This window comes from Arthrobacter sp. WCS2018Hpa-7, from assembly GCF_031843805.1.
Taxonomy (GTDB): Bacteria; Actinomycetota; Actinomycetes; order Actinomycetales; family Micrococcaceae; genus Arthrobacter.
On record NZ_JAVTJB010000019.1, the window covers coordinates 1 to 16,224 of the forward strand.

The following is a 16,224-nucleotide window of genomic DNA, read 5'->3' on the forward strand; positions in this document are numbered from 1 at the left end:
TGCTGTCCAGCCTGTCCGCCATTCCGGCGCTGCTGCCGAGGACCCCGGACCGGCCTGTAGTGCTTCGGTCCGGGCCCGTTCCACCGCGCGGGCAGCAACAATCTGCAGGTACTCCAGTACCCGTGAGACGTCCTCGACCCTGCCGGCAAAATCCGCCGCCTCAACAAACCCAAACAGGGAACTCTCGCCGGCGGCGGACAGGCGTGCAGTGTCCAGAAGTGCCGCGCTGTGGGTAAGAAGCGCCTTCAGGTCCCGCCCGGCAGCTGTGCTGGGGTCAGGACACTGGGTGTCGGAACGTTTGACTGGCTGAGCTGGCTTGGGGTCATGGCCGGTCCGGGGATCCCGCCGTGGGTCAGGGATCGATCCTGTACTTTGGGCCGGAACGTCCGCCGGGTCCGGGCCGTTGAGCGTTGAAGCCCGGGCGGACTTGGACTTGCCGTTGAGCAGCCCAGCGCCGTGAAATGGGATGGTGATGGTGATGGGCGCCGTCGAATCCTTGAACCCGGCCCTCAGCAAGTCCGGCATCCTCAAGAAGCGTCGTGACCGGACGGCGGACAGGGCAGCGACAGCAGGGGACCATTCCGCCCTCAGCGCTGTCAACTGCCCTTGATCTTCCATAAAAACATCATGTCAGGGGGGTCTGACATTTTTAGGCGGCCAGCTACCGGGTGATCTGCTCCCGCAAAATATCCGCGTGCCCGCAGTGCTGGGCGAGTTCGCGGAGCATATGCAGGTACACCCAGCGGAGGGGGAGTGGGCCGCGGCGGTTCCCGAACACAAGGTCGTCGAGCCCCAAGTGGGCCGCCGCCTGCCTGGATGCGGAGCAAGCCTCTCGGTGAGCCGCCTGGATGCTGGCAACGGTGTCGTCATCGTCCAGGATGAACGACTCGTCCGGGCTCGCGGGGATGCCGATCTCGGCCCGGGTCCTTCGCGAGATCGCTTCGTCGAACCACACCTTTTCGACGAAGGTGGCGTGTTTCACCAGGCCCAAGAGCGTGGTGCGCGAGGCGACCAGCCGCCGTCGTGCTTGTTCTTCGGTAAGCCCATCGAGGCATTCGTTGAGGGCCCTGCGATGCTCGTCCAGGAACGCATCGAACTGGGTCCGGGCGTCCTGGTTGATGACGTCCTCACTGAGGGTGTGCGGGAGGGCGCTCATCCGAAAACCACCGTGCCGTCGTCGTTGATTCCCCAGCCGGGGTTGTGCGCGATCTCCCAGACGATGCCGTTGGGGTCCTTGACGTGGGCGTGGAAGATGCCGCCAAACGCGCCTGCCTGCGCCGGTTTCAAAACCGTGGCACCAGCCGCCACCAAGGCATCGATGGTGCTGGCGACTTCCTCGGGGCTGCCGACGTTGTGCGAGAGCGTCACGCCGCTGACTCCTGCCGTCGGAGCAGTGGCGCCGAGATCCTGGTCGAATTTTTCGGCATTGAACAGGCCGAGCATCAGCCCCGGCGCGATCTGGAAGAACAGGATCTCACCGGGAACGTCCATGGTCGGATCCCAGCCGAGCCCGTCCTTATAGAAGGCGCGCGCGGCGTCGAGATCCTTGGTGGCGAACGTGAGGAAGTGCAGTCGCTGGTCCATAGGGGAAGCCTAGCGGGAGGGTACGACGGCGGCACTCGTCTGGGGCGGTTGGTGCAGCAGCGTTGGCGGAGCCGCCAACAATGAGGGTGTGGGCGAACCAGGGTGAGGCAGAGCTTGAGAGAGCCTCTTGTGCCGAGCCGTCGAAGCCACTGACCATCACGAATTAGCCAATCCGGCCAGTCCTGTTGAGCCCCGGTCCAAGCCGGTGGGAGGATGGAGCAGTGGAACCCCTCTTCGACTTCCTTGGTAGTTACTGGTGGCTCATTTTCCCTATCGGCGGGATGGCTGGTGGCTGGGCGAGGTCGTGGTCGAAAGCCAGCGAGGAACGGCACCGCCGCAAGGTGGAATTGCTGAAGTTGAAGAACCAGTTGGCGGTGCACGAGGAAGCCAACCAGGCCGAGGTATTCTCGCTGATTGACGCGCATGATTCGGTGAACCACAGATGGCTTGATTACGAGCTCGACGTCGGCAACGTCATTGATTTCCCCCTCATGACCGACGTGCGCGAGCCGCTCACAGTCGCGTTCCTGCGCGCCAAGAAAGAGGCCGACGGCCTACGGCCCGCCACCCCTGAAGAGATTTCGACGCCGGCCCGGCTGGCTGAGTACCGTGCGGCGGTCCACAGTTACGAACTCGCTTTCGATGTCGCCGAGCGGGAGGCCCGACGCATCAAGGACGGCAACTTCAGTGGCCCCGAACGCCAACGACTTGCGACGGCGAGGAAGCTCCTGCGCATCGCGGAGGACACTGCCGCTACCCCCGCCGAACGACAAACTGCGTACAAGCGTGCCCGCAAGGAACTCGACGGTCTGATCGTCCTGCCGGAGGCAACCGTAGCCGCCCTCGAAAGCAAGATCATCAGCATGTTGGATTCGCGTAAGGATCCGGACCCGGACACGGACGTGCGGTTCGCTTGACGCCACGCAGAAGGCTCGCCGTCATTACAGGTGCCGGCCGCGGTCTGGGGAAGTCGCTGGTGGAGGAATTCTCCGACGCCGGTTGGGCGGTAGTCGCGATCACCCGGACACCCACCGCGTCGACCGACCGGCAGCACGTCACCGCAGTCACCCACGACGTTCGAGAAGAGCCATCGGCCGAGTTGCTGTCAGCCATCGGAGGCAGATCCGTTGACGTACTCGTCAACAATGCTGCTCAAGGAGCTCAGCACGCCGAACTCGGTGACATTGCAGCGGAAGGCGTTATCAACGCCGTCGACGTCAATGTCGCGGGCCCTTTGCGCCTGGTGCAGGCCGTCCTGCCTCATCTTCTGACCGCGCCGGACCCCGTGATCATCAACGTTACGTCCCGGCTGGGCTCGGTGTCGGCGCAGGCGCGGGGTGACTACGCGGACCTCTCAACGAGCTACGCCTACAAAATCTCCAAGGCTGCGCAGAACATGTTGACCATTTCCCTCGCTCAAGACCTCGCGGGCCGGGTACGGTGCTGGGCGGTTCACCCGGGGAAGTTGGCAACGGAGATGGGGCAGGCCGACGCCAACAAGGATCCACGAATTGCGGCCCGAGAGCTGAGGGAACTGGTTGATTCCCGCGACCGCATGTCGCCGCGTTTAGTCTCCCTCGGAGCCGCCGACCTCGCCTGGTAGAGGCCCAAACACCGTGGCTTCCTGACCCTCTTTGAACTCGGATTGGCCGATACTCAACCGAAATAGGGTGCATCACGGCCCTGCTGAATCCAAAGTGGGTGGTGACGCTACACCTGACGGCACACCAGATGGCACACCAGATGGCACACCAGATGGCACACCTGCCAGCACTCCAGCTAGCCGAGCTCCACGCCCATCACTGTTCGCACCACAGATCCGCCCAGATCATCCTCGAGGTGCCGCATCCCCAGCCGCTCAGCTACTCGGCGGGAAGCCGCATTGTCCCGGTGGATGATGGCCACGAGCCGACTGACCCCCACCACGTCACGCGCGAATTCCAGGCACGCCAGCGCTGCTTCCGTGGCATACCCGTTGCCCTGGAGCTCACGACGTACGTGGTAGCCGACCTCAAGTTCGGACCGCCCGTTGACCTGTTGCCACGTCAACCCGCAGTCGCCGACGAACCCGCCGTCGTGCGTTTCAACGATCCATAACCCGTACCCGTAGCGGGCATAGTTCGCTTGGTTCCATTCGATCCAGGCAGCCGCTTCATCATGGGATTTGGGAGCCGGGTAGTAGGTCATAACCACGGGATCACCCAGCAACAAGCTCATCGCATCGAGATCAGCCATCGACATCTCGCGGAAACGCAGCCGGGCTGTCGGGTGGGGGAGCATATCCGAAGCCTACCCGCCGTCGGGCTGCGCCTTCCCCACCCACTTTCAAGTCGGCGGCCCCATAAAACAACCACTATTGCTTGCATGAGTGCCCTTTGGAATTCAAAGTGGGTGGTGACGGTACAGGCCTGCAGAAGAGGCTGCCCTGTCAGGCCGAAGGCCGTACCTCCACCGGCGTCAGCATCTCCCGCTCGAACCCCACCACGCGGCGCGGTCCGTGCAGGATCACCTCATGCGTGTGGGCATCAGCGGGGCTGGACGTCGAGACGTGCAGCTTCACCAAACCCGGCGTCACCACGCGCTGAAGGTCCAGGCCTGTGAACGAGGTCCGGTCGGCGTGAACTACAAAATCCACGACGGCGGACGCGCCGGCTTCCAGCTCGACGCGCGCGTAGCCGATCAACTCGCGGAGTGGACGGACCACTTCACCCACCGGATCCTCCAGGTACAGCTGCACAACCTCTGCGCCGCCACGGACACCGGTGTTCGTGACCGTGCAGCTGACGGTGACCGAGTCCGACGTCGACATGGTGGGTGCGCTGCATTGGTGCCCGGACAACTCGAACGTTGTGTAGGAGAGGCCATGCCCGAAACCGAACAGCGGAGACGGGTCAAGAGCGCTGACTCCGCTGGGGCCGGCGAGCTTGGAGTGCAGGTACGTGCCGGGCTGGCCGCCGGGGGATCGGGGCACCGAGACGGGCAATTTCCCGGAAGGATTAACGACGCCGGTGAGCACGTCCCACAGCGCCTCGCCGCCCTCTTCGCCCGGGAAGAACCCCTGGACGATCGCGTCGGCACGGTCCACGAAGTCACCCAGCGCGTAGGGTCGCCCGCTGAGGACCACCACTACGGCACGAGTTCCGGAAGCAGCGCACTCAGCGAGAATGCGGTCAAGCATCCGGTGCTGGTCGCCGGGAAGGCGGAGGTCGGCGGCGTCGTTTCCTTCGCCCGAAGTGCCCCGGCCGAACAGCCCCGCATTGTCGCCAACCACCACCACGCACGTGTCCACGGAGGACGCCACCCGGCAGGCTTCCGCGATCTGCTCCTCGGTGGCGGCCTCGCAGTTTCCAGTGACCGACGTAGCCACTGACAAGAACCGTCCAGAAGCAACGCCGGCCACGGAGGGAACCGAAATGCCCATCGGCACGTCCGGATGTGAGGCGCCAACATGCGCATCAAAGGAGTAGCAGCCCAGCATCGCGAAGGGATCGTCGGCCAAGGGCCCCACAACACCCAGCGAACCCGTCGGACTGAGCGGCAGCGCCGGAGAGCCGCCGAGCTCCCGGTTGCTGAGGAGCACCAGGGACTGAGCCGCCAACTGCCGCGCCAGCGAGCGGTTCGGAGCAGGATCCAGCTCGATCCGATGAGACGGAGCCTCGGAAAGCACGGCCGGGACAGGGGAGAAGTCCGGCGACAACAAGCCAACCTCCGCCTTCTGCGTCAGGACCCGGCGCAGCGCTTCGTCAACCACGGATTCGTCCAACGCACCCTCGCGGATGCGCCGAAGCAGCGGCTCACCGAAGCAGTTCACGGTAGGCAATTCCACATCAACGCCCGCGGAAAGCGCCAGCACAGCGGCGTCACCGGAATCTGCGGCCACGCCATGGGTAACGTCCAGGAACGCGACGCCGAAGTAGTCAGCCACCACGGTCCCGGTGAAACCCCATTCCTCACGAAGCAGCCCCGTCAGAAGGGCGCGGTTCGCGGCGGCCGGTACGCCGTCGACGTCGGTATAGGCGTGCATCACCGAGCGGGGACCGCCGTGGCGGATCGCCATTTCAAACGGCGGCAGCATGACGTCGGCGAGTTCGCGGGGGCCCATGGAGACGGGCGCGTGGTTGCGGCCGGCTTGGGAGGCTGAGTAGCCCACGAAGTGTTTAAGGGTGGCGACGATGCCGGCCGATTCCAGGCCTTGCACGTACGCGGTGGCTACCGTGCCCACCAGATACGGGTCTTCGCCGATGGTCTCTTCCACACGGCCCCAGCGCAGATCACGCACCACGTCCAACACGGGAGCCAGGCCCTGATGGATGCCCAAAGACAGCATGCTCGCGCCGATCCGGGCTGCCATCTCCCGCACCAGCGGCGGGTTGAAGGTGGCACCCCAAGCGAGCGGAACGGGGAAGGCCGTTGCCTTCCACGCGGCCAGGCCGGCCAAGCATTCCTCGTGAACCTGCGCCGGAATGCCGAAGCGGGACGCGGCCATGATCTGTTCCTGGGCCGCGGCCAGTCGGCGCGCGCCTTCGGCCGGTTCAACGGGAACTGTGCCGTACATGCGCGTGATTTGGCCGAGCCCGTTGGCGATGATGTCGTCCCAGGAGCGGGTGTCTCCGGCCATCTGGCTTTGCAGCGGAGCCACGGAATCGCCGTCGGTGGAGGCATTGACCCACACTCCCACCAGCTGTGCGAGCTTCTCCTCCAGTGTCATTTCGCGGATGAGGTGCTCCACGACGTCCGACGCCGGAACGCGGGCAAGTGATTGCTGATCGGCGGCGCCGGTGCTCACAGGCTTCTCCTTGGATTCTGCAGATGATTTTTAGAAACTATCAGAAATATCCAATTACTTTCCATAGTCAGAAACCCTTGACTTGATCTGTGAGGTCTTCATAACGTTGAGCACTGAAGCGGATGCAGCGAGGCTAAAGGCAACACCGGCCCTGCATGCAAATAAGAAACTTTCGGAAATGAATCCAAGCAATCGGAGAACCATGCACACGTACAGAGTGGCCATCGTCGGCACTGGCGGGATCGCGGCAGTCCACGCGTCCAACCTGGCCCGCACCGACAACCGGGCGGAGTTGGTGGCCGCGTGTGACGTGGATGAGGCGCGCCTGCACGCCTTCGCCGATGAACACGGCATAGCCGGCCGTTACCAGAACCTCACCGAGCTCCTGGCAGAGTCGAAGCCGGACATCGTGCACCTCTGCACGCCGCCCATGATGCACATCGAACAAGCAATTGAGTGCCTCGAAGCCGGCGTCCATGTCCTGTCCGAGAAGCCGCCGGCGCTCAGCCTGGCCGACTTCGACCGTCTCAACGACGCGCAGGTACAGGGCGGTGCCCAGTTCTCGTGCGTCTTCCAACACCGCTTCGGTGACGCCTCGGCCGCGGCCCGTGCCCTGATCGGCGACAGCAACTTTGGCCGTCCGCTCGTGGCCCGCTGCGACACCCTCTGGTACCGGCCCGACGAGTACTTCGACCTCCCGTGGCGCGGAACCTGGAAGGCCGAGGGCGGCGGACCCACCATGGGGCACGGCATCCACCAGTTCGATCTTCTCCTTCACCTGCTCGGCCCGTGGGAAGAGGTCACCGCCATCGCGTCACGGCAAGCCCGCGCCACGTCCACCGAAGACTTCTCCGCTGCCTTGGTCCGCTTCGAGAACGGCGCCGCCGCCACCGTCATCAACTCGCTGCTCTCACCGCGCGAAACCTCCGACATCCGCGTCGACTGCGAATTCGCCACCATCGAACTCAGCCACCTCTACGGCTACGGCACCAAGGACTGGACCATCACCGCAGCGCCCGGACACGAAGATGCCGTGTCTGCTGCATGGAGCGCAAAGCCGTTGGAGCGGGGCAGCGGACACTCCGCCCAGTTCCTCGCGATGTATGACGCGCTCGACGCCGGATTGCCGCTCCCAGCCGGCGCGGACTCTGCGCGGCAAACACTGGAGTTCGCTGCCGCGATCTACGCTTCGGCCTTTACCGGCCAACCCGTGCGACGCGGGGACATCGTCCCCGGCCACGCCTTCTATGAGGGCATGGACGGCGAGGGCCGCGGCACCAGCGTCCTGGCCTCCACCGCCCGCGCCTGAATCCCACACCCGAACCGGAGATCCCGCATGACCACCACAGCCCAGACCCCCTCAGCTCAGACCCTCTCAGCCGAGGCTGACACCGTCAGCTATACAGACGACGGCCGCTCCCTCACCTTCACCGTCGGAGCCCAGGACATCGCCACCTACACGTACCGCCCCACGGATGACCAGTACGAAAGCCCGCGCCCCTACTTCCACCCGCTCACCACACTGGAGGGGGACGAGGTCACCATTTCCAGGCCGTGGGATCACGTGTGGCACAAGGGTCTTTCGTGGGCCCTGCCGAACGTGGGCGAGCACAATTTTTGGGGCGGAGCCACCTACACCCGTGAGACCGGCTACTCGAAACTGGACAACAACGGGGCCATGAACCACGAGGCCTTCACCAGCATCGAAGACGACGGCACCTCCGTCACGGCAGCGGAGTCCCTGCTCTGGACTGCCCAGCCAACTGAACCCGGGCAGGCCGGCGCACCCCTCATTAGGGAGCAGCGCCGTTTCGCCATCCAACTGCTCCCCACCGGAAACGCCTGGGCCCTCCTCTTCGAAACCACCATGGAGAACGTCTCTGGGGCCGAGATTGGCATCGGCAGCCCCACCACCGAGGGTCGCGACAACGCCGGCTATGGCGGACTCTTCTGGCGCGGACCCCGGTCCTTCACCGGCGGCGAATTCCGCTCCGAAGCAGGGGTCGGCGCCGATGAATTCATGGGCACCCGCTCACCGTGGATCGCCTTCACCGGCCAGCACGATGTCACCTGCCGGAAGTCCAGCATCCTGTTCGTCGAGGACCAGGCCAACCCGGGTGCGTCCAACCAGTGGTTCGCCCGCTCGTCCATGTTCGCCTGCCTCGGCTCGGCACCGTTCTTCAGCGAAGTAGTCCCGCTCAAGGAGGGCGCGCCGCTGACGTACCGCTACGCCGTCGTGATTGCTGACGGGGCGCTGGAAGAGCATAACGCCGCTTCGCTTGCCGACGCTGCCAAAGCTTCGCTGGATGCCTGGGTCTGAGATGTGCACATCGTTCCCGGGGGCCACAGCAGTCTCCGAGGTCAGTATTTACAGTTGGCCGGGGCTGGACGGCGCGGCCGGCGGCTCCCCGCATCTGCATACTGCGTCCACAGAGGCGTATGTGGTGCAGCAGGGTCTCGGCCGGCTGGAGACCCTGGATTCCCGCGGTTTCACCTCCACGCCGCTGGCGCCCGGGACGGTGGTCTGGTTTACGCCGGGCACGGTGCACCGCGCCATCAACGACTCCGGGGACCTCAGGGTGCTGGTGGTCATGCAGAACGCCGGGTTGCCGGAGAATGGCGACGCCGTGATGACCTTCCCGCCCAGGCACTTGGTGGATCAGGACACTTACGCACGCGCCGCCGCACTGCCGTCAAAGAACGCCGACGGCGGTGACGCGGCTGCGGAGGCGGCCGCGCGCCGTCGTCGTGACCTGGCTTTGGAGGGTTATCTGGAGCTGAAAGCGGCAGTCCAAGAATCCGGGGCCGCTGCGCTCGCCGACTTTCACGCTGCCGCCGCGCGATTGGTCAACGGGAAAACCGAGACGTGGCGCGGGTACCTCACCGACGGCGCAGAGCGGCAGGCGGGCCTGACTGGACAACAGTTGCTGTCTCTCGAGTCCATGGAAAGTTTCTACATGCAGGACGCGAGGACTACGATGGGCGAACGGAAAACCCGCAGGATCTACGGCATGTGCGGCCGGATCCAAGCGTGGGAACTTTCCGAAACTGTCATCGCCGGGACGTGATTCCCGGCCGGGAAGGTGGGGACCATGGTAACCAAGCAGGACTCGGGTCGGGCGACGATCAGCGAGATCGCCCGGGAGGCCGGCGTGTCCGTGCCCACGGTTTCCAAGGTCCTCAACGGCCATGCCCACGTCGCGGCGGCCACCCGCGCAAGGGTTGAAGAGATCATCGCCAAGCGCGACTACGCCCGCCGCCCCGCCAAGCGCAGCAAGAAGGCCGGGCTCATCGACCTAGTGTTCCCGGGCATGGGCTCGGAATGGGCGTGCGAGATCATCGAGGGCGTGGAGCGCGTCGCCCAGGAAGCCGGGTACGGCACTGTGGTCAGCAGCCTGTCGCTGGACGGATCGAGGATCCGCCCGTGGCTGGCGAACCTTGCGGAGCGAAAGTCCGACGGCGTACTGCTCGCCGTGTACGAACTGGACTCGAAGCAGATCCAGCGCATCAAGTCGCTCGGCATTCCGGTGATCCTGATCGACCCCGTGGGGCAGCCGGGACCGGATCTCATGACCGTGGGAGCGGCCAACTGGGACGGAGCGTTCTCGGCCACCGAACATTTGCTGAAGCTTGGCCACACAAGGATCGGCATGATCGGCGGCCGTGAGGATCTGCAGTGCAGCAGTGCCCGCGAAGACGGGTACCTGGCGGCGTTGCGTCGCGGCGGCGTGGACGTTGATCCGTCATTGATGGTGCCGGGCGATTTCTCCACCGAGTCCGGGGCCCGGGGCACCGAAGCTTTGCTGGCCCTGGCAGATAAGCCCACTGCGATCTTCACCGGCAACGACGCCCAGGCTCTGGGCGCCTACCGGGCCGCGCGCTCGGCCGGCCTGCGGATTCCGGAGGACCTCTCCATCATCGGCTTCGACGACATCCCCGCCGCAGAATGGATCGAACCCGGCCTCACCACCATCCGCCAGCCCGTAGTGCAGATGGCAGAAACGGCCATGCGCGCGCTGCTCCGCCACCTGGAGGGTGATGAAGAGTTGCCGCAGCGGATCGAGTTGGGAACGGAACTGGTGGTGAGGGGCTCGACGGCTGCGCCGGCGGCTTAGCTCCGGCCCATGCTCGTGGACGGATCCGTGCCACCTTCGGAGGGGTCTGCGCGGAGGTCGTCGGGATCATTCTCCGGCAGTCCTGCCGGGCCGGAGACGTCGCCTTCGGCTTTCGGGGTGTTCCCGTTCTCCTGCTGAGCTCCGGCGTCGTCACGCTGGTCCCTGCGGTCCCATCCGCCGTCGGGTGCTCCGTCCGCGCGATGGCGGCCCGGTGCGCCGTTCTCGCCGGGCACATCCGAGTCCATGGCGTTGGATCCTTCGCTGATGGAGGAGTGGACCTGGATGTCGTCGTCCTTTTGCCCGGGCTCGGGGACGTGGCCGTTGTCCACAGGATCGGAGGTGCCGGCCAGATCTTCCATGGCATTTTCGGTGGCCTTGCGGATGCTGTCTTCTACGCCCATCAAATGACTCCTTTGCATGAAAGGCCTGGGTGTCAGGCCGTGCTTGCATAGTAAGCCTACTTACTTCTTTGGTGATCCGAAAGCCTTGCCGGGGTTGACAAAAGAGCTACTCCCGGGTTGCGTAGCTGCAGGTCAAGACCTTACGCGCCGCACTTTGTACCGTTGATCGTTGGGCGATAAGGTATTGCCAGACCGTTTTGCAGAGGGCGGCCCTTTTCGCTCCTTTGCTGTCTGCTGGGGACGCATTTCAGTCAGTAGGAACGTGCATGGTCAACCCCCGCCCTGAGCAGGAAGCTCTCCAGAATGGGTACTTTTTGGATCTAGTCCTGGGCAGCGAAGATGTCGAAGCTTTTCTCGCCGATCTTGCGGCCTTCTCGGCCCAAAGTCTCTCGCATCCTGACTCCACCGTCTTCTGCGGCATCACCGTTCTGCGTCGCAAGAAGTCAGCCACCGCGGCCAGCAGTGATGACCGTGCCCGTGTGATGGACGAACTCCAAAATGACTTTGAAGGTCCCTGCCTCACGGCCATGGATAAGCTAACGGCTGTCCTGGTGCCAGACTTGCTGCGTGAACACCGCTGGCCGGAATATGTCAAAGCTGCATCACACCAAGGCTTGCGCTCCATCCTTAGCGTGCCACTCCTGGTGGAGGGCGACACCCGGGCGGCCCTGAACCTCTATTCGGAACGCAGCGATGCGTTCAGCGAGTCTGATCTGGAGCGTGCCGAGGTCTTTGCGTCGCACGCGTCCAAATCGCTGCGTCTCGCGTTGAAGATCGCGCAGCTCAGCGACGCCCGGAACGACCTCGCGGCGGCCATGGAGTCCCGCACCGTGATCGACCTCGCCGTCGGGGCGATCATGGCGCAGAACAAGTGCAGCCAAGAGGAGGCCTTCACCATCCTTCGCACCGCTTCCAGCAACCGCAACATCAAGCTGCGGCACCTGGCGAAGTCGATCATCGCGGCCGTCTCGTCCGGGAAGATCACCACGCACTTCGAGGAGTAGCCGGCCTTCAGCTGCCCGGAACTACCAAGCGCTCACGCAACTGGGCAATGGTGGCGTCGGACAGTCCGGCACGCCGCACCGGCTCCAGCACGCTCCCGTGCCGCTCAATCAGCAGCGCCTGCATCGCCTCCATGGACTCCACGTGGGCTCCCATCATGGCGCCCATGCTTTTGATCGCTTCCTCATCAAGGACGCGGTCCGGCATGAGGCCGCCCAGAATGGCCCGAAGCCTCGGGAACAGCTGCGGCAGGCGGGTGGCGGTGACGGCGTAGTCGGCCGAGATGGTTTCGGGTGAAGCGCCCAACGCGGAAAGCACGACGGCGGCGAACACTCCCGTACGGTCCTTGCCGGCCGCGCAGTGGAAGACGGTGGCGCCGTCGGCCATGGCTACCAGCGTCACGCCGAGGGCGAGCTGCCGGGCCTGTGTTTCCAGCAGATTGGCGTACCAAGCGCCAACATGCGCAGGAGTAGTGGCAGCCGTCATCATGTCGTGGCTGATGGTCTCCGGCGACGCAATGGATGCCGTCAGGGCGAGGTGGTGGTAACTGACGCCGGCAACGGTCAATGGACCCCGCCCGGTGAAGAGTGCCTCCTCCGGTGAGCGAAGATCGATGACTGACGTGACGCCGTCGTCAATCATTTGCTGGGCGAATGCGGCAGGCATCACCGAGACGTCGTCGCTGCGGAGCAGCACACCGGAGCGGGTGGTTCCGCCGGAAACGGGAAGCCCGCCGAGGTCGCGCAGGTTGACGGGGGAGAGGTCCAGAGTTTCCAAATGAGATTCCTAGCTTGGCCGGGGCAGTTGAAGGCGCTGACCGGTCTATGATGTTGTCCGCCACGGCGATGCTGATGTCGCCGGATGTCCGCAATCGTACACGCGCTTTGTGGTAGTTAGCTCCGAGATGCTGGCCGGCGCCGAACCGGGTAACGGTGCACCGCGGACACTGCGCCAACTAGGAACTGCCTGGGGCTTGGCCACAACGGCAGGGTTGCTCACGTTTTTGCTGTCCATGTCCAATGTGCGGCGCCTACCTAGCGGAGTTGCTCATACTTCCGGGTTGCGCGCCGGATTTGTCACCTCTCCGTAGGCCAAATGGAAGCTGGGAATTGGGCATTCTATTTTGCGCGTCACATAGAGATGACCGCCCGCAGAAGCGGACGGTCATCTCTAGCAACGCAGCTCTCACGAAGTTGTCAGGGGCATCTAGCCGAAAGGACGATCGAGAACAGGTCTACAGCTCACGAAAATGAAGCCCTATAGAAGGCAGCCACCCTTAAATGTTTAGGTGAAGGCTTTAGCCTGCTCGCACTGCTGAGAACCTGAACAGCAGATCAGGGTCCACAGCGTAGAAGGCATCAGTGAGGTTCGTTCCTTGGAGGCACGAAGCATCCTTGGGGACGAACTCTCCGGAGAAGACCACAGTCTGACCTTCCTTGAGCTGGAGGATGGAGTCGTACAGTGCGCCGGGCTTAATCAGCGTGTTATCGGAGTAATCGGAAAGTGCGTTATTCCACGTTTTGACTTCCACATCCTTGGAGAGTCGAACATCAATGTGGGCGTAGCCATCATTGTTTGCACCAATACTCGTGATCTTCCCAGTCCATTCGCCCACGGGTGCGCCGCCGATTGCCGCGCACATCGCGGTGTCGCGGTCTGTGATGGCTTTGGCTTTCTGGAGGTCGTTACCCGCGTTTGAGTGCGCAGTCTTGCCGGCTTCGAATGCGGCCAGGAAAGCCGTCTGGTCAGACGGATGTGCGCCGAATTCGCTGACTGGAGGAGCAGCAGCCGCGGCAGGTGCTGCAGGGCTTGGTGCGCTCTGCTCTCCGGAGGCTGCTGCCAGAGGGGCTGTGGCAGCCTCGGCTGACTGCGTCGCCGCTGGAGAGGGAGCGGCGGTTGGTTCCGTCTTTTTGCCGCCATTGGCAATACCGGAAATGATCATCAAGGCAAGAATGCCGGCCGGAATGAAGAATCGTTTCTTTTTCCATAGAGGTTTCTTGGGTGCCGGACCAAGTGGGTACTGGGTGCCGTAGGGCGGCGGCGGATATGCCCCGCCTGTGAATGGCTGGCCTGATTGAGGCTGAGGCTGAGGCTGAGGTTGGGGCGGGTATTGATTGGCCACGTGCGTCCTTTTGTAAGTTACTAACGGCGCAACGGCAATTCTGCTGCTGCGCGAACCCCCCATTGCTGTGGTTCAGCTGAACTCTATGTGAGCTGGCGTGTGTCAGTGAAACTTGACTTGACTGTTAAGCGTCATTGTGTGACGAGAAGGTCACTTTTTCTATGCCACATTTTCCGTGCACTCAGTCAACCTCAATTTTGCTGGAGTGCGCGTCGGTAAGTTGAGGGACTTCAAGCGGTCCGCGCGCGTGAAAATTCTCCGTCGGTCCCTGCGAAAGGTCCGCCCTGTGACCCTGTTTCGTGACCCGAGGCAACCATGGAGCAGACTTAGGCGGGTGACCGTCAACAAACCCCGTCCCGGCCTCGCGATTGCTGCGCTGAGCCTCGGGACGGCGCTCAATCCGCTGAACTCGTCCATGATCGCCGTCGCGCTGGTGGTCTTGAGGGAGCACTTCGAGCTTGACGTCGCCACGGTCACCTGGGTGATCACCTCGTTCTATCTCGCGTCCGCCGCAGGCCAGCCGCTCATGGGCAGGCTCGCCGACCGCTTCGGTCCGCGCCGCTTGTTCATGTTCGGCATGGCGCTGGTCGCGGTCACCTGCGCCATCGCACCGTTCCTGCCCAACTTTGCGCTGGTCTGCGTGGCCCGCGCGCTCATGGCGGTGGGGACCGCGACGGCGTACCCGTCCGCCGTCGTGATGGTCACCGAATTGAGCCGGCTGGCTGACTTGCCGTCCACGCGGCCGTTGGGCCGGATCCAGATGGCGAACACCTCGGCCGCTGCCGTCGGCCCTGTAGTGGGTGGGCTGTTGGTGAGCCTGGTGGGGTGGCAGGCGCTGTTCGCGATCAACGTGCCCATCGCATTGCTTGCCATGACCGTGGTCTACAAAGTGGCGCCGGTGGATTCCGGGCGCGAGACCGGCAAGCTTGGTCAACTGATCCGCGATTCCGACATCCCCGGCATCCTCGCCTTCGTCACCTCGCTGATGCTCGCCATGATGGCCCTGCTCAACGTCATGCCCGGCTACCGCTGGCACCTGCTGGGCGCCGCCACGGTGATCGGCGCGCTCTTCGCCTGGCGCGAGTTGCGCTTCCAGCCGCCGTTCCTGGACCTTCGCCTGCTGGGCCGGAACCGACCGCTGCTGCTGGTCTACCTGCTGTTCATCGTTTTCAGCGGCGTCTATTACTTCGCGTTCTTCGGCCTGCCGCAACTGCTGCAGGAGGCAGGACACTACGACGCCGGTGTGGTCGGCCTGCTGATGCTGCCCCTCGCGGCGTTGTCGGTGGTGGTGACGCCACTGACGGTGAGGTTCATCGAGCGGTTCGGCGTACGTCCTGTCCTGATCACCGGTGTCCTGATTCTGACAGTTGCGGCGGGAACGCTCGGATTCTTGACCATGACGCTGTGGGCTCCGCTCGTGTTCGTGCTGACGGCGCTCATGGGCGTTCCCTATGGTGTGGTGAGCACCGCCTCCAACCAGGGCCTGTACGTGTCTGCCCGGCCCGAGGAGAGGGGAGTGGCTGCCGGAATTTTCCAGACATGCCGCTACCTCGGAGCCATCACGGCCACCGTATTGATCGGTGTCCTCTACGGCCCGGGCGTGAACCAGGCCAACTGGGGGATCATGGTCCTGGTGATGCTGGGACTCAGCGCTGTGGTGCTGGTGCTTGCTGTCATGTGGCGGAAGCCCGCGGCTTAGGGATTCAGCGGGATCAGCAGCGCCGCCGCGCCTGCGATCGACAGGGCGGCGCGCAGGTGGTTGGCCGGAACCCAGCCCCGCAGGAACTGGTTCCAATCCTGGCTGGATCCTTGGGCCAAGCGGTTGTTGAGCGGCACGTTGATCGCCATGGTGGAGAGGAATCCAGCCAGGCAGGCCGCTGCGCCTGCCACCCGGAGGGGCGGCTGGCTTCCGGGATCGACGACGGCGGCAATCACCACGCCGGCGGAGGCGGCGGCCGAGCCGAAGAACAAGATCATGAACGGCGGCGTCACGGCTTTGAGATTGATGGCGTTCATAGCCGCAACCGCGTCGCTTGTCGGTCGCATTCGGAGTGCGGGCATCACGAGTGCGGAGAAGGCGAAGTAGAAGCCGCCCACCAAGGCCGAACCAGTTCCGGCCGCTACGGGAAGCCAAATGCTCAAAGTTGTCATGCATCAAGCCTGCCCTCGCCGGCGTAGACGATGAATAGGCAAGGGTCCACTTTTCATACGCTG

Annotated in this window: 16 protein-coding genes and 1 pseudogene; 8 read left to right on the top strand and 9 right to left on the bottom strand. The window is 64.0% G+C overall.

The genetic code is table 11. The annotated features are described in order from the left end of the window. The 3 genes and pseudogenes from RQH14_RS17715 to RQH14_RS17725 form a co-directional block, all read right to left on the bottom strand. Window positions 1-618, bottom strand: a pseudogene (locus RQH14_RS17715) (hypothetical protein); the annotation flags it as partial. A gap of 43 nt (window positions 619-661) precedes the next feature. Further along, window positions 662-1,156, bottom strand: coding sequence for a DinB family protein (locus RQH14_RS17720; RefSeq protein WP_311214450.1), 495 nt, complete (start codon window positions 1,154-1,156; stop codon window positions 662-664). Beyond that, window positions 1,153-1,584 (bottom strand): VOC family protein, encoded by a 432-nt coding sequence (locus tag RQH14_RS17725; protein WP_311214451.1) that lies wholly within the window; start codon window positions 1,582-1,584, stop codon window positions 1,153-1,155. Before RQH14_RS17725 ends, RQH14_RS17720 begins: the two co-directional genes overlap by 4 nt. 221 nt (window positions 1,585-1,805) lie before the next feature. Here RQH14_RS17725 and RQH14_RS17730 point away from each other — a divergent pair, with 221 nt between their 5' ends. Both RQH14_RS17730 and RQH14_RS17735 read left to right on the top strand, forming a co-directional pair. Next, window positions 1,806-2,501, top strand: a complete 696-nt coding sequence (locus tag RQH14_RS17730; RefSeq protein ID WP_311214452.1) for a hypothetical protein — start codon at window positions 1,806-1,808, stop codon at window positions 2,499-2,501. Next, window positions 2,498-3,187: an SDR family NAD(P)-dependent oxidoreductase gene (locus tag RQH14_RS17735; protein WP_311214453.1), complete on the top strand. Its 690-nt coding sequence runs from the start codon at window positions 2,498-2,500 to the stop codon at window positions 3,185-3,187. Before RQH14_RS17730 ends, RQH14_RS17735 begins: the two co-directional genes overlap by 4 nt. Before the next feature lie 176 nt (window positions 3,188-3,363). Here RQH14_RS17735 and RQH14_RS17740 read toward each other — a convergent pair whose 3' ends face one another. Both RQH14_RS17740 and RQH14_RS17745 read right to left on the bottom strand, forming a co-directional pair. Further along, window positions 3,364-3,864: a GNAT family N-acetyltransferase gene (locus tag RQH14_RS17740; protein ID WP_311214454.1), complete on the bottom strand. Its 501-nt coding sequence runs from the start codon at window positions 3,862-3,864 to the stop codon at window positions 3,364-3,366. Between the two features lie 148 nt (window positions 3,865-4,012). Beyond that, entirely contained in the window at window positions 4,013-6,370 is a 2,358-nt protein-coding gene (locus tag RQH14_RS17745) for a glycoside hydrolase family 3 N-terminal domain-containing protein (protein ID WP_311214455.1), read from the bottom strand. A gap of 202 nt (window positions 6,371-6,572) precedes the next feature. Between RQH14_RS17745 and RQH14_RS17750 the strand changes: the two genes are divergently transcribed. Genes RQH14_RS17750 through RQH14_RS17765 form a run of 4 tightly spaced genes read left to right on the top strand, consistent with a single transcriptional unit; the run spans window position 6,573 to window position 10,485 of the window. Then, the gene (locus RQH14_RS17750) at window positions 6,573-7,679 is read left to right on the top strand and encodes a Gfo/Idh/MocA family oxidoreductase (RefSeq protein ID WP_311214456.1); all 1,107 of its coding nucleotides are present in this window, start codon (window positions 6,573-6,575) and stop codon (window positions 7,677-7,679) included. A 27-nt stretch (window positions 7,680-7,706) separates the two neighbouring features. After that, window positions 7,707-8,690 carry a PmoA family protein gene (locus RQH14_RS17755; RefSeq protein WP_311214457.1) on the top strand — a complete coding sequence of 328 codons (984 nt, stop codon included), beginning with the start codon at window positions 7,707-7,709 and terminating at the stop codon, window positions 8,688-8,690. Window position 8,691: 1 nt separating this feature from the next. Further along, window positions 8,692-9,438, top strand: coding sequence for a cupin domain-containing protein (locus RQH14_RS17760; RefSeq protein WP_396136326.1), 747 nt, complete (start codon window positions 8,692-8,694; stop codon window positions 9,436-9,438). Between the two features lie 24 nt (window positions 9,439-9,462). Further along, window positions 9,463-10,485, top strand: coding sequence for a LacI family DNA-binding transcriptional regulator (locus RQH14_RS17765; protein ID WP_311214459.1), 1,023 nt, complete (start codon window positions 9,463-9,465; stop codon window positions 10,483-10,485). On the opposite strand, the gene RQH14_RS17770 is transcribed toward RQH14_RS17765, so the two are convergent. Further along, on the bottom strand, window positions 10,482-10,886 hold the full coding sequence (locus tag RQH14_RS17770; RefSeq protein WP_311214460.1) for a hypothetical protein: 405 nt from the start codon (window positions 10,884-10,886) through the stop codon (window positions 10,482-10,484). The two genes, RQH14_RS17765 and RQH14_RS17770, sit on opposite strands and share 4 nt — an antisense overlap. 266 nt (window positions 10,887-11,152) lie before the next feature. On the opposite strand from RQH14_RS17770, the gene RQH14_RS17775 reads away from it, so the two are divergent. After that, entirely contained in the window at window positions 11,153-11,890 is a 738-nt protein-coding gene (locus tag RQH14_RS17775; RefSeq protein ID WP_311214461.1) for a GAF and ANTAR domain-containing protein, read from the top strand. A gap of 7 nt (window positions 11,891-11,897) precedes the next feature. Here the strand turns inward: RQH14_RS17775 and RQH14_RS17780 are convergent, their stop codons facing one another. Both RQH14_RS17780 and RQH14_RS17785 read right to left on the bottom strand, forming a co-directional pair. After that, a complete protein-coding gene (locus tag RQH14_RS17780; protein WP_311214462.1) occupies window positions 11,898-12,665 on the bottom strand; it encodes a tyrosine-protein phosphatase in 768 nt (255 codons plus the stop codon). 520 nt (window positions 12,666-13,185) lie between these two features. After that, the gene (locus RQH14_RS17785) at window positions 13,186-13,830 is read right to left on the bottom strand and encodes a hypothetical protein (RefSeq protein ID WP_311214463.1); all 645 of its coding nucleotides are present in this window, start codon (window positions 13,828-13,830) and stop codon (window positions 13,186-13,188) included. A gap of 514 nt (window positions 13,831-14,344) precedes the next feature. Here RQH14_RS17785 and RQH14_RS17790 point away from each other — a divergent pair. Further along, window positions 14,345-15,709: an MFS transporter gene (locus RQH14_RS17790; RefSeq protein ID WP_311214464.1), complete on the top strand. Its 1,365-nt coding sequence runs from the start codon at window positions 14,345-14,347 to the stop codon at window positions 15,707-15,709. Here the strand turns inward: RQH14_RS17790 and RQH14_RS17795 are convergent. Then, window positions 15,706-16,161 (bottom strand): anthrone oxygenase family protein, encoded by a 456-nt coding sequence (locus tag RQH14_RS17795; protein WP_311214465.1) that lies wholly within the window; start codon window positions 16,159-16,161, stop codon window positions 15,706-15,708. The genes RQH14_RS17790 and RQH14_RS17795 overlap by 4 nt on opposite strands. Window positions 16,162-16,224 lie beyond the last annotated feature (63 nt).

Excerpts from the sequence above, each read along its gene's own strand:
- RQH14_RS17770 (WP_311214460.1), bottom strand. The coding sequence starts at position 10,886 with ATGGGCGTAGAAGACAGCATCCGCAAGGCCACCGAAAATGCCATGGAA.
- RQH14_RS17725 (WP_311214451.1), bottom strand. The coding sequence starts at position 1,584 with ATGGACCAGCGACTGCACTTCCTCACGTTCGCCACCAAGGATCTCGAC.
- RQH14_RS17785 (WP_311214463.1), bottom strand. The coding sequence starts at position 13,830 with ATGATCATTTCCGGTATTGCCAATGGCGGCAAAAAGACGGAACCAACC.
- RQH14_RS17755 (WP_311214457.1), top strand. The coding sequence starts at position 7,707 with ATGACCACCACAGCCCAGACCCCCTCAGCTCAGACCCTCTCAGCCGAG.
- RQH14_RS17765 (WP_311214459.1), top strand. The coding sequence starts at position 9,463 with ATGGTAACCAAGCAGGACTCGGGTCGGGCGACGATCAGCGAGATCGCC.
- RQH14_RS17775 (WP_311214461.1), top strand. The coding sequence starts at position 11,153 with ATGGTCAACCCCCGCCCTGAGCAGGAAGCTCTCCAGAATGGGTACTTT.
- RQH14_RS17750 (WP_311214456.1), top strand. The coding sequence starts at position 6,573 with ATGCACACGTACAGAGTGGCCATCGTCGGCACTGGCGGGATCGCGGCA.
- RQH14_RS17795 (WP_311214465.1), bottom strand. The coding sequence starts at position 16,161 with ATGACAACTTTGAGCATTTGGCTTCCCGTAGCGGCCGGAACTGGTTCG.
- RQH14_RS17720 (WP_311214450.1), bottom strand. The coding sequence starts at position 1,156 with ATGAGCGCCCTCCCGCACACCCTCAGTGAGGACGTCATCAACCAGGAC.
- RQH14_RS17760 (WP_396136326.1), top strand. The coding sequence starts at position 8,692 with ATGTGCACATCGTTCCCGGGGGCCACAGCAGTCTCCGAGGTCAGTATT.
- RQH14_RS17740 (WP_311214454.1), bottom strand. The coding sequence starts at position 3,864 with ATGCTCCCCCACCCGACAGCCCGGCTGCGTTTCCGCGAGATGTCGATG.